This window comes from Kitasatospora sp. NPDC002522 (assembly GCF_053595195.1).
Window position 1 is genome coordinate 1 of record NZ_JBSFXE010000084.1, and the last position, 9,993, is coordinate 9,993.

The 9,993-nt window shown below is 69.5% G+C and carries 8 protein-coding genes and 4 pseudogenes; 5 read left to right on the forward strand and 7 right to left on the reverse strand.

The window, feature by feature from the left end; all coding sequences use genetic code 11:
• Positions 1-428: 428 nt before the first annotated feature.
• Complete coding sequence (locus ACWD4U_RS34235) at positions 429-1,190, reverse strand: group II truncated hemoglobin (RefSeq protein ID WP_363462053.1); 762 nt, start codon at positions 1,188-1,190, stop codon at positions 429-431.
• Positions 1,191-1,279: 89 nt separating this feature from the next.
• Between ACWD4U_RS34235 and ACWD4U_RS34240 the strand changes: the two genes are divergently transcribed.
• Complete coding sequence (locus tag ACWD4U_RS34240) at positions 1,280-1,651, forward strand: winged helix-turn-helix transcriptional regulator (protein WP_363462055.1); 372 nt, start codon at positions 1,280-1,282, stop codon at positions 1,649-1,651.
• Here ACWD4U_RS34240 and ACWD4U_RS34245 read toward each other — a convergent pair.
• The 3 genes and pseudogenes from ACWD4U_RS34245 to ACWD4U_RS34255 form a co-directional block, all read right to left on the reverse strand.
• The gene (locus ACWD4U_RS34245; protein ID WP_363462057.1) at positions 1,618-2,616 is read right to left on the reverse strand and encodes a TIGR03842 family LLM class F420-dependent oxidoreductase; all 999 of its coding nucleotides are present in this window, start codon (positions 2,614-2,616) and stop codon (positions 1,618-1,620) included. The two genes, ACWD4U_RS34240 and ACWD4U_RS34245, sit on opposite strands and share 34 nt — an antisense overlap.
• Before the next feature lie 35 nt (positions 2,617-2,651).
• Positions 2,652-3,593 (reverse strand): annotated as a pseudogene (locus ACWD4U_RS34250) (amidohydrolase family protein); the annotation flags it as partial.
• Positions 3,500-4,246, reverse strand: coding sequence for a transposase (locus ACWD4U_RS34255; protein WP_363462059.1), 747 nt, complete (start codon positions 4,244-4,246; stop codon positions 3,500-3,502). The pseudogene ACWD4U_RS34250 and the gene ACWD4U_RS34255, both read right to left, overlap by 94 nt.
• Here ACWD4U_RS34255 and ACWD4U_RS34260 point away from each other — a divergent pair.
• A pseudogene (locus tag ACWD4U_RS34260) lies at positions 4,173-4,409 on the forward strand (NF041680 family putative transposase); the annotation flags it as partial. The gene ACWD4U_RS34255 and the pseudogene ACWD4U_RS34260 sit on opposite strands and share 74 nt — an antisense overlap.
• A 32-nt stretch (positions 4,410-4,441) precedes the next feature.
• Positions 4,442-4,603, forward strand: coding sequence for an IS3 family transposase (locus ACWD4U_RS34265; protein ID WP_363462061.1), 162 nt, complete (start codon positions 4,442-4,444; stop codon positions 4,601-4,603).
• A gap of 300 nt (positions 4,604-4,903) precedes the next feature.
• On the opposite strand, the pseudogene ACWD4U_RS34270 reads toward ACWD4U_RS34265, so the two are convergent.
• Positions 4,904-5,386: pseudogene (locus ACWD4U_RS34270) on the reverse strand (transposase); the annotation flags it as partial.
• A gap of 41 nt (positions 5,387-5,427) precedes the next feature.
• Between ACWD4U_RS34270 and ACWD4U_RS34275 the strand changes: the two are divergent.
• A complete protein-coding gene (locus ACWD4U_RS34275; protein ID WP_363462063.1) occupies positions 5,428-7,524 on the forward strand; it encodes an ISAzo13 family transposase in 2,097 nt (698 codons plus the stop codon).
• A gap of 12 nt (positions 7,525-7,536) precedes the next feature.
• Here ACWD4U_RS34275 and ACWD4U_RS34280 read toward each other — a convergent pair.
• A pseudogene (locus ACWD4U_RS34280) lies at positions 7,537-8,310 on the reverse strand (IS256 family transposase); the annotation flags it as partial.
• A gap of 226 nt (positions 8,311-8,536) precedes the next feature.
• On the opposite strand from ACWD4U_RS34280, the gene ACWD4U_RS34285 reads away from it, so the two are divergent.
• Positions 8,537-9,169: a GNAT family N-acetyltransferase gene (locus tag ACWD4U_RS34285; RefSeq protein WP_363462065.1), complete on the forward strand. Its 633-nt coding sequence runs from the start codon at positions 8,537-8,539 to the stop codon at positions 9,167-9,169.
• Here the strand turns inward: ACWD4U_RS34285 and ACWD4U_RS34290 are convergent.
• Positions 9,147-9,839 carry a transposase family protein gene (locus ACWD4U_RS34290; RefSeq protein WP_363462067.1) on the reverse strand — a complete coding sequence of 231 codons (693 nt, stop codon included), beginning with the start codon at positions 9,837-9,839 and terminating at the stop codon, positions 9,147-9,149. The two genes, ACWD4U_RS34285 and ACWD4U_RS34290, sit on opposite strands and share 23 nt — an antisense overlap.
• Positions 9,840-9,993 lie beyond the last annotated feature (154 nt).

The following is a 9,993-nucleotide window of genomic DNA, read 5'->3' on the forward strand; positions in this document are numbered from 1 at the left end:
TCGTCCGCCACCGCGTAGTAGTCGTCCGCCACCGACCGCATCAGATCCTCATCCGCCTCCGGCCACGGCATCCCCGTCACGAACGAGAAGAACCCGGCGATCTCAGGAGACGGATTGATCGACACGACAACAACCACCCTCTTGATTCGACACCCACCACGGCAGACCACCCACCGCACCGATCAAGAGAACGGCCGCACGCATCCCCCCGGCTCACCTCCCGCTCCACCTCGGCTGAGCAACGCCTCCCACCCACCCCGACAGGCCCACACCCCGCACCGCGCCGGAGCCGGTCGCACAGCTTCCCTTGCCTGCCCGACAACGCATGGCAGAGGGCCGCCCGCCCACGGCGAACGGCCCTACGGACACCAGCGTCAGACCGCAGCCGTTGCGGCAACGCACCTTCCGGCGCGCGCCCTGACGGGCCGTCAGCCCCGGTACGGCGGGGTCTGGCCCCAGTCCCAGTGCGGCATCGGGGAGTCCGGCAGCGGCGGCGGGTTGGGGCCCGCGTAGAGGACCGCCATCCGGGTGCCCCACTCCAGGTAGTAGGCGAGCACGGCGCGGAACTCCGGGTCGGCGGGCAGGCCGACCTCGTCGGCGGTGTCCAGCAGCAGGGCCACCCAGCGGCGGCGCTGCGGTTCGTCGATGCCGCGGCCGAGGTGGCGGCCGGCCATGTGCCGGTGGCCGCCGTGCTCGGTGCTGTAGACCTTCGGGCCGCCGAAGACCTCGCCGAGCCAGGCCGCGACGTGCCGGGCGTGCTCGGGGTGCTTGTCCGCGAACACCGGGGCCAGCAGCGGGTCCTGGTCCACGTGCTCGTAGAACCGGGTGAACAGCAGCTCCAGCGCGGGCGCCCCGCCGGCCCACTCGTACAGCGTGGGGTTGACCCCGCCGCGCCCCGCCACCGGTGTCGGCTCGTAGTGCCGCATCTCCTGGATGTCCCCGACGTACGGCTTGATCTCGGCGAAGAACGCGGCGAAGTGCGGGCCCTTGCGGAACCCCTCCAGATGGTCCTCGGCGGAGGTCCAGCGGATGCGCAGGACGTGGTCCCGCGGGTCCTCGGCGCACCGGGCGAGCTCGAAGTCGACGCACTGCTCGGCGAGGGACAGCGGCACCGCGGCGCGGGCGTACGCTTCCTCGAACGCGGCGCGCCGCGGCTCGTCGATCCGGTAGCGGATGTATTCGACCGTCATGGCCCCGACTCAACACCGGCGCGCGGCCCGGAACAAGAACTGACTTCGCGGTAAGTACCCGGACGGGGGAACGGACGGTGGCGGACCTGATGGCCGATCGGAGCTACAACTGCGCGGTGGAGCTGACCCTGGACGTGATCGGCGGCAAGTGGGCGGTCGTGGTGCTGGCCCACCTCAAGGAGGGCGTGCACCGCTACGGCGCGCTGCGCCGCCGGATCCCGGCCGTCAGCGAGAAGGTCCTGGTCCAGCGGCTGCGCGGACTGGAGGCCGCCGGTCTGATCGCCCGTCACTCCGACGGCGCCGCTCCGCCGTCCGTCGAGTACCGCCTCACCCCGGAGGGGGAGAGCCTGGCCCCGGTGCTGACCGCCCTGCACACCTGGGGTGAGCAGCGCGCCCGCCGCACCGGGGCGCGGATCGTCCCCGGCGGTCAGCCGAGCGCCGGGATCACCGCCGAGCCGTAGGCGTCGATGGTGGACTCGATGGCGTCGTGCATCGCGTAGACCGCGAACTGGTCGACGCCGAGCTCGCGCAGCCGGCGGAGCTTCTCCAGGTGCGCCTCGACCGGGCCGAGCAGGCAGAACCGGTCGACGATCTCGTCGGGGACGAAGTCCGTGGAGGGGTTCCCGGTCCGGCCGTGGTGGGAGTAGTCGTAGCCGTGGCGGTCCTTGATGTAGGCGGTGAGGGCCTCCGGGACCAGGTCGGAGTGCTCGCCGTAGCGGGCCACCAGGTCGGCGACGTGGTTGCCGACCATGCCGCCGAACCAGCGGCACTGCTCGCGGGCGTGCGCGAGGTCGTCGCCGACGTAGGCGGGCGCGGCGACGCAGACGGTCACCGCGGCGGGGTCGCGGCCGGCGTCGGCGGCGGCCTTGCGGACGGCCTTGACCATCCACTCGGTGAGGAACGGGTCGGCGAGTTGGAGGATGAAGCCGTCCGCCACCTGCCCGGCCAGCGCCAGGGCCTTCGGGCCGTACGCGGCCATCCACACCGGCAGCTTCCCGTCCCGCACCCACGGCAGGCGCAGCGCCGTGCCGTCCACCTCCACCTCGCGGCCCTCGGCGAGGTCGCGGATGACGCCGATCGCCTCGCCGAGCCGGGCCAGCGTGTTGGGCTTGCGCCCGGCCACCCGCATCGCGGAGTCGCCGCGGCCGATGCCGCACACCGTCCGGTTCCCGTACATGTCGTTGAGGGTGGCGAAGGTGGAGGCGGTGACCTCCCAGGTGCGGGTGCCGGGGTTGGTGACCATCGGGCCGACGTGCAGCCGGGTGGTCTCGGCGAGGATCCGGCTGTAGATGACGAACGGCTCCTGCCACAGCACGGCGGAGTCGAAGGTCCAGCCGTGGGTGAAGCCCGCCGCTTCGGCGCGTTTCATCCGGTCGACCAGCAGCCGGGCCGGGGGGTCGGTCTGCAGCACGAGTCCGATGTCCAACTCTGCTCCTCACGGTGCGTCAGCTCGGGGGTGGGTCAGCCGAGGTACTGGCAGGTGCCGCGCGGCTGGAAGCGGCCGTGTCCGGCCCGGCCGAGGTAGGAGCCGTCGTCGACGACCACCTCGCCGCGGGAGAGCACGGTGCGCACCCGTCCGGTGATCTGCTTGCCCTCGTAGGCGGAGTAGTCGACGTTCATGTGGTGGGTGGCCGCCGACAGGGTCTGGGTGGCGTTCGGGTCGTAGACCACCAGGTCGGCGTCGGAGCCGGGCGCGATGGTGCCCTTGCGCGGGTAGAGGCCGAACATCCGTGCGGGCGCGGCGCAGGCCAGCTCGATCCACCGACGGCGCGTCAGGTGCCCGTCCACCACGGCCTGGTGCAGCAGGTCCATCCGGTTCGCCACCCCGGGCAGCCCGTTGGGGATCTTGGAGAAGTCGCCGCGGCCGAGCTCCTTCTGCCCCTTGAAGCAGAACGGGCAGTGGTCGGTGGAGACCACCTGCAGGTCGTCGGTGCGCAGCCCGCGCCACAGCGCCGCCTGGTGCTCGCGCGGGCGCAGCGGGGTGGAGCACACGTACTTCGCGCCCTCGAACCCGGGCTCGGCGAGGTTGTCGGTGGACAGGAACAGGTACTGCGGGCAGGTCTCGCCGAAGACCGGCAGGCCCTTGTCGCGGGCGAGGGCGAGTTCGGCGACGGCCTCCTCGGCGGAGACGTGCACCACGTACAGCGGCGAGCCGGCCACCCGGGCCAGTTGGATCGCCCGGTGGGTGGCCTCGGCCTCCAGCAGCGCCTTGCGCACCTCGCCGTGGTAGCGCGGGTCGGTCTCTCCGCGGGCGAGGGCCTGGGCGACCAGGACGTCGATGGCGATGCCGTTCTCGGCGTGCATCATGATCAGGCCGCCGGTGTCACCGGCCCGCTGCATGGCGCGCAGGATCGCGCCGTCGTCGGAGTAGAAGACGCCGGGGTAGGCCATGAACAGCTTGAAAATGATCTCTCTGCGCCCTCTTCAGCCACGCTGGACTCACCGTCACCAGCCGTGCGGGGCAGACTGGTCAGGCGCGGGTCGAAGCTGGCGGTGATGTGGAGATCCGGCAGCGCGTAGGTCGGCGGCACCGGCGTGCCCTCGTAGCTGCCGAGCGCGCGCACGGCCTGCTCCCATGCCCCGGACTTCAGCTGCATCAACGCACGCTGATACACCGTCTGATGGCGGTGTCCGCCGGTGACGCTTCCGGGAAGGTCCTTCCAGGCCAGTCCGGTGCGGGCCTTGTACAGCGAGGCCTCGAACGCCATCCGCGGGGGCACCACCTTCGGCCCCGTCCGCAGGACTGGGAAGAGCCCCGCGATCCGGTCCCACTGCTCCTCTGTCAGGGCGGATGGCACCAGCAGACCGTGCTCCTCGAACCAGGTCTCAAACAGGCAGCCGTCCCGGCGCAGAGCCCCCGGCACCTCGCTGGTAACCGCCACCTCGACATCGAGGAGGTCGAGAAGGTCCTGCCTCTTCTCGACCGGCATGCCGGCGAGGCGCTCGTCGGTGTGCAGGGCGAGCTCCAGAACCTCCTGCGCGCGGCTCTCCTGGGAACGACCGGCCGGACCACGCCGCCTCACCCCCGCCCGGGTCCGCCGCGGGTTTCGCAACATCCGCGCGACGGTTGCCCGCCCGGCGGCCGCACCGAAACCGTCCCGGCCGGGCCCGGGACGGCCTCCCGGCACGAAGAACAAGCGTCGAGCCCCACGCTACGACGTCGGCAAGACGGCCAGACGCGCCGAGTCGATCAAGGAGCATCAAGCCCGGCACACATAAATGCCAAGCTCAGAGCGGGAATCCGGGCATCCATGGGATCGATCGGGGACTCCTACGACAATGCCCTCGCCGAGAATCTGTGGATGCTGATCAAGACCGAGTGGATCCGCGGCCGCGTCTTCGACACCCGCGCCGAGGCGAACCTCGCGCTCTTCGAATACCTCGACGGGTTCTGCAACCCCCGCCGCATCTAGAAACGACTCGGCTACCTCAGCCCCATCGAATACGAGGAGAAGCACTGCGCTAACCACGCGACGGCCGAACAAGTGAACCTGAAACCCGTCAACCCCTTCCGACCAGCTGATCAGCACCTCCCGCAGACCGGGGGAAGCTTCAATATAGCGTCAAACCGTCTCATTTGACTTGACAACTTCCGTCTGAGCGCTGCGGTCGGGCGATGCGCGCCCGGGCTCGGAGTTCCGGGCCGGTGCTCCATTGGCGGTCACGTCCGCTGGAGTGGTGTATCGACGGCCACTCGGTGATCCGGTTTCAGGCTAGGCGGTGAGTGCGGTTGCGGGGGTCTCGTCGAGCGTTTCTCCCTCGATCGGGTGGAGGCGGCAGCGACCGAGAATCTCGGAGCCGATGTAGCGCCGCTGCTCGGCCCATTCGTCGCTCTGCTCGGCCAGGACCGCGCCGATCAACCGGACGATCGAGCTGCGGTCGGGGAAGATCCCGACGACGTCGGTGCGGCGCCGGATCTCCTTGTTCAGCCGCTCCTGCGGATTGTTCGACCAGATCGACTTCCAGACCGTTCGCGGGAACGCGGCGAAGGCCAGCAGGTCCTCGCGGGCATGTTCCAAGTGCTCTGCAGCCTTGGGGAATCGCTCGTCCAGGGCTGCGATGACGGTGGCCATCTGCTGACGCACGGCCTTCGCGTCGGGCTGTTCGAAAACGGTCCGCAACAGGGTCGCGACCCGCGGCTGGGCGGACTTCGGGACCTGCGAGAGCAGGTTGCGCGCGTAGTGGACCCGTTCGCGAACAAGGTGTTGCTTCGCGAGTCTGGGCTCGTTGATCTGGTATGGCGATCGAGGACGCGGTGCTGGCTCAACTCGCGGCAAGGTTCGAGGTGTTGCTGCCGCACTTGAACGAGCGGCAGCGGCGGCTGGCACTGGCGACCGAGGCGAGGCTGCTGGGACACGGAGGGGTACGGACCGTTGCCAGGATCAGCGGCGCAAGCGAGAGCACGGTCCGCAGGGGTGTCTTCGAGCTGGAGGCGGGCACCGAGTCCCTGGGCGGAGGACGGATCCGCAGGCCGGGTGGGGGACGCAAGAGCTCGACCGATCTGAATCCGGGACTGGTGCCTGCCCTGCTGGCCCTGGTCGAGCCGGACGAGCGAGGGGATCCGATGTCGCCCCTGCGCTGGACCACGAAGTCGCTGCGCAAGCTCGCGGCCGAACTCACCCGGCAAGGACACCGGGTCTCGCCGGTGACGGTCGGCCGGCTCCTGCGCGAGAACGGCTTCAGCCTGCAAGGCAACGCCAAGACGTTGGAGGGAGAGCAACACCCGGACCGGGACGCCCAGTTCCGCTACATCAACGATCAGGTCAAGCAGTTCCAAGTCACGGGCGAACCGGTGATCAGCGTCGACGCCAAGAAGAAGGAGATGCTCGGACGGCTGCCGAACGCGGGGCGCGAGTGGCGGCCGAAGGGCGACCCGGTCCAGGTCGAGGACCACAGTTTCTTCACCGGGCCGAGGGGCGAGACGGCGATCCCCTACGGCGTCTACGACCTGTCGGCGGACACTGGATGGGTCAGCGTCGGCGTCGATCACGACACCTCCGCTTTCGCGGTCGCCACGATCCGCCGCTGGTGGCAGGCTCGCGGCCGACTCGACTACCCAAAGGCGAGCCGGCTGCTGATCACCGCGGACGCGGGCGGCTCCAACAGCTACCGCTTCCGCGCCTGGAAGGCTGAGCTGGCCGTGCTCGCGGCCGAGACCGGGCTCGCGATCACCGTCTGTCACTTCCCGCCCGGCACCTCGAAGTGGAACAAGATCGAGCACCGGCTGTTCTCCCACATCACCATGAACTGGCGCGGAAGGCCGCTGACCAGTCACGAAGTCGTCGTCAAGGCGATCGCCTCCACGACCACCCGCCGCGGGCTACGTGTCCGGGCCGAGCTCGACACCCGGCAATACCCGCTCGGCGTCGCCATCAGCAAGGCCCGCATGGCAACTCTGCCCTTGGAACCCCACATGGCGCGCGGCAGTTGGAACTACACGCTTCGCCCCGCGCCCCGGACGACCGTGGACCAGGCACAGCCGGAGAGCGGGCCGACTGCCATGGCACCGGGACGCAGAACGGTCCTGGACACGTTGGACGACCCCCGCTTGACCGGGATGAGCACCGCCGAGCTCGATATGGTGGCGGCTCGGCTGGCTCCCGTCCAGGAGGCGGAGCGTGAGCGGCGTTGCTTCTGGCAGCGGGGCGGACCGCGTCGCAAGGCGGCCGCCGACCACGGCAAGCCCCTCTTCTCCGGCCGTGATCGCATCCTGCTGACCCTCCTCTACCTTCGCCAGGTCTGCCCTCAACGTGTCCTGGCGGAGATGCTGGAGGTCACCGACCGGGTCATGAGCCCGCTGATCGTCGAGACCCGGCGCCTCCTGGACGCGCACAAGGTCTTGGTGGAGCCGACCACGCTGCTGTTCACCAAGCCGGATCAGCTGATCGGGTTCCTGCACACCGGGGTCCTCCCCGCCCGAGGCCGCATGTCCCTGCCCGAAGAGCTCTGCGATCCGGCCCTGACCGGGATGAGCCGCACCGACCTGCGGGCACTCATCGAACGCCTCGCGCCCCGACAGGCTGCCCTCGTCGAGGGGCGCCGTCACACCCAGCGCGGCCGAGCTCGTCAACCGGGCACCCGCGGTGGCGTGTTCGCCCAGAAGATCACCGATCCGGAACGTGTGCTGGCCACGATCCTGTTCCATCGCCGTGTCTGCACCGGTGAAGTGCTCGCGGAGCTGTTCCAGGTGAATCGGAGCACCATCGGCAATGCTTTCCGCGACGTCCGCCCTCTTCTGGAAGAGGAGAGGTTCTACTTGCCGCCGGCACCGTTCAAGCACCGCACCGCCGAGTCCCTGCTTGCCTCCATCTCGGAGGCAAAGCTGGTGAGTTGATTCTTTACAGGTCCAGTGCGTGCGGCATCGCTGCCACGCTGCCCCGGGCAGTGTGGCGCCGATCGCGTCCACCAGGCCGGCGTGGGCATCGCTCACGACGAGTTGGACCCCGCCCAGGCCGCGGGCGACCAGCGACCTGAGAAAGGCGAGCCAGCCGGCGCCGTCCTCGCTGGTGGCAACGTCCAGGCCCAGTACCTCGCGCTGGCCCTCGCTGTTGACCCCGACCGCGACCAGGCAGTGGACGTTCACCACGCGGCCGCCCTCGCGGACCTTCTGCGTGAGCGCGTCGACCCACACGAACGTGTAGGGGCCCTGGTCGAGCGGGCGGTTATGGAACTCGGCCACCCGCTCGTCCAAGTGCTTGGCCATCTCGGAGACTTGGGACTTCGACAGCTGGGTGACGCCCATGGTCTCGGCGAGCTTCTCGACCCGCCTGGTCGAGACTCCGAGCAGGTAGCAGGTGGCGACCACCGAGATCAGGGCCTGCTCGGCCCGGCGCCGGCGCTCCAGCAGCCAGGACGGGAAGTACGAGCCGGAGCGGACGCGCGGGATCGCCAGGTCGACGGTGCCGACGCGGGTGTCCCAGTCCCGATTGCGGTATCCGTTGCGGGAGTTGACGCGGTCCTCGCTCGGGCGGCCGTACTCGCCGCCGCAGGCCCGGTCCACGTCCGCGGACATCATCGCCTCCGCGAAGGTCTTCACCATCGCCCGCAACAAGTCGGGACTCGCCGAGGCGAGGTTCTCCTCCAGCAGGGCGGCAAAGGGCACACTGTCAGGTGCGGTCATCGTGCAGATCTCCTTCAAGAGCTTGGTCGTTCTCGAAGGATCAGCCGGTGGCCGTCTCACGTTCTCAGGCGACACCCACTACCGGGACGAAACCCCCGGAACGGGTGGAACCCGTACACCACTTCCTTGGACGCAACCCCATTGGCTGCGTCAGCCTGCTGAACCCGTTTCACGCGAGGGCCGTTGACGGGAATGCAACAGTCGTTCAGCAGGAAGCGACCCGAGCATGAACCTCTTGAGTGAAATGATCACTGTCACCAACTGGCACCTGGAGCAGACCTCCTCCGACGACGTGGTCGCGCCCGTACCGAGGGCGGACGACAGGGCGATGGACGTGGTGCTGGCGAAACGGCCGAGTCCCGAGTTCGCCCGGTTCCTCTACACAGCCGTTGGAAACCTCTGGTCGTGGACGGACCGAATCCTGTGGACATACCAGGAGTGGCAGGAATGGCTGACGAAGGATGGCGTGGAGACCTGGGTCGCCTGGGTCGACGGCAGTCCCGCCGGGTACATTCAGCTGGAGGGCCGTCCGGAAGGCGAGGTCGAGGTCATGTACTTCGGTTTGCTGCCCGACTTCATGGGTCAGGGCCTCGGCAGTCGGCTACTGGCGGAGGGACTGGCCCGCGCCTGGGACCTGGCGGACCGCCATCCCCTCCACCTGCCTACCCGCCGGGTGACAGTACTCACGTGCTCGCTGGACGGCCCCAACGCGCTCCGCACGTACCAGGCACGGGGGTTTCGCCTGGTTCGGACCGATAGCTTCGAGCGGGCGGCCGTACCGCCGCCTGGTCCGTGGCCGGGTTCCGGCCGCCTGACGCCCGAGACAGTGAGCCCTTTCAGCGGTGCAACTCCAGGGTGAGGACGGCCTTGGCCGCTGACGTCAGCCAGTTCGGACTGCAGCGGGCGTGACGGAAGATTCGCCAGCGCTTGAGCGTGGCCACGCCGCGTTCGACCGGGTAGCGGAGTCGGGCGTGGGCCCGGTTCAGCGATCTCTGCCCGACGCTGAGCTCCTTGCGTGGCGGGCGCCTGGTCGGCACGGGGAAGGTGCCGCCGGCACCGGTGTATGCCATGTCGGCCAGAGCGGGGATGCGGAGCCGGACGCAGGTCTTCACGATGCGGTGGCTCCGGGCGGCGGTCAGGTCGTGGATGCGGCCGGGCAGGGCGCGGGAGATCCATACGAGCCTGCCTTCGGGGCCGGTGATGACCTGGTGGTTCACCCCGTGGCGGCGGTGCTTTCCGGAGTAGTCGGCGCGCCCGTCGCCGACGCGGTCGCACTCGGCGAGGGTGCCGTCGACCAGGACGTAGTCCGGGTCGGCCCCGCGCAGGGCCCGGGTCAGACCCGGTGCTTTGCGGGCGAGGAGGTCGGTGACCTGGTGCACGTAGGCGTGCGCGGTGCCGACGCTGATCCGGAAGCCGGCCGCGATCTGTGCGAGGGTGTCGTGCTTGCGCAGATACACCAGCGCGACCAGCGCCCGCTGTGAGGGGCGGAGCTTGCACCTGCGGTCACCCTCCCGGGTGACGATCAGCATCGTGACCCACTCAACGAGCGCGTGCGGCAGGTCCAGGAGGTCCAGGAGGTTGCGTCCAAGGAAGTGGTGTACGGGTTCCACCCGTTCCGGGGGTTTCGTCCCGGTAGCGGGTGTCGCCTGAAACGTAAGACGGCCACCGGTTGATCCTTCGAGA

Bases quoted from the DNA above. Each gene is read 5' to 3' on its own strand.
- ACWD4U_RS34285 (WP_363462065.1), top strand. From the start codon at position 8,537: ATGAACCTCTTGAGTGAAATGATCACTGTCACCAACTGGCACCTGGAG.
- ACWD4U_RS34255 (WP_363462059.1), bottom strand. From the start codon at position 4,246: ATGTTGCGAAACCCGCGGCGGACCCGGGCGGGGGTGAGGCGGCGTGGT.
- ACWD4U_RS34265 (WP_363462061.1), top strand. From the start codon at position 4,442: ATGGGATCGATCGGGGACTCCTACGACAATGCCCTCGCCGAGAATCTG.
- ACWD4U_RS34275 (WP_363462063.1), top strand. From the start codon at position 5,428: ATGGCGATCGAGGACGCGGTGCTGGCTCAACTCGCGGCAAGGTTCGAG.
- ACWD4U_RS34235 (WP_363462053.1), bottom strand. From the start codon at position 1,190: ATGACGGTCGAATACATCCGCTACCGGATCGACGAGCCGCGGCGCGCC.
- ACWD4U_RS34240 (WP_363462055.1), top strand. From the start codon at position 1,280: ATGGCCGATCGGAGCTACAACTGCGCGGTGGAGCTGACCCTGGACGTG.
- ACWD4U_RS34290 (WP_363462067.1), bottom strand. From the start codon at position 9,839: ATGCTGATCGTCACCCGGGAGGGTGACCGCAGGTGCAAGCTCCGCCCC.